This is a genomic window from Candidatus Nanopusillus massiliensis, from assembly GCF_920984865.1.
On record NZ_OV100765.1, the window covers coordinates 510462 to 510735 of the forward strand.

Annotated in this window: 1 protein-coding gene (running past one end of the window); it reads right to left on the reverse strand. The window is 17.4% G+C overall.

Annotated features, from left to right (window positions below; genetic code table 11):
- Window positions 1-148: 148 nt before the first annotated feature.
- A protein-coding gene (gene truD, locus LUA84_RS04480) for a tRNA pseudouridine(13) synthase TruD (protein WP_308112665.1) crosses the window boundary here: on the reverse strand, window positions 149-274 show its final stretch. It continues 147 nt past the right edge of the window; the window shows 126 of its 273 coding nt (coding positions 148-273); its start codon lies beyond the right edge, outside the window; it ends in the stop codon at window positions 149-151.

Below are 274 nucleotides of genomic sequence, written 5' to 3' on the forward strand. Positions count from 1 at the left end.
ATATTATATTCCAGGTTTCTTATTTCTGATAGAATATTTCTTTCTGTTGATAATAATGTTAAAGATGGTTTATCNNNNAATTTTCAGTTCTTCATAATTTATTCCTTCTTCATTTAATATATCTTTATATATATTCTTATCTTTTATATCATATCCAATTAAATAGAAATTTTATATCCTTTAATTTTTCAATTTCTTTTTTATCCTTAATTATATAAAATCTTCCAATTTTTGTTTCTATAAAATAATTTTCTCCATAATTATTTTTTACATA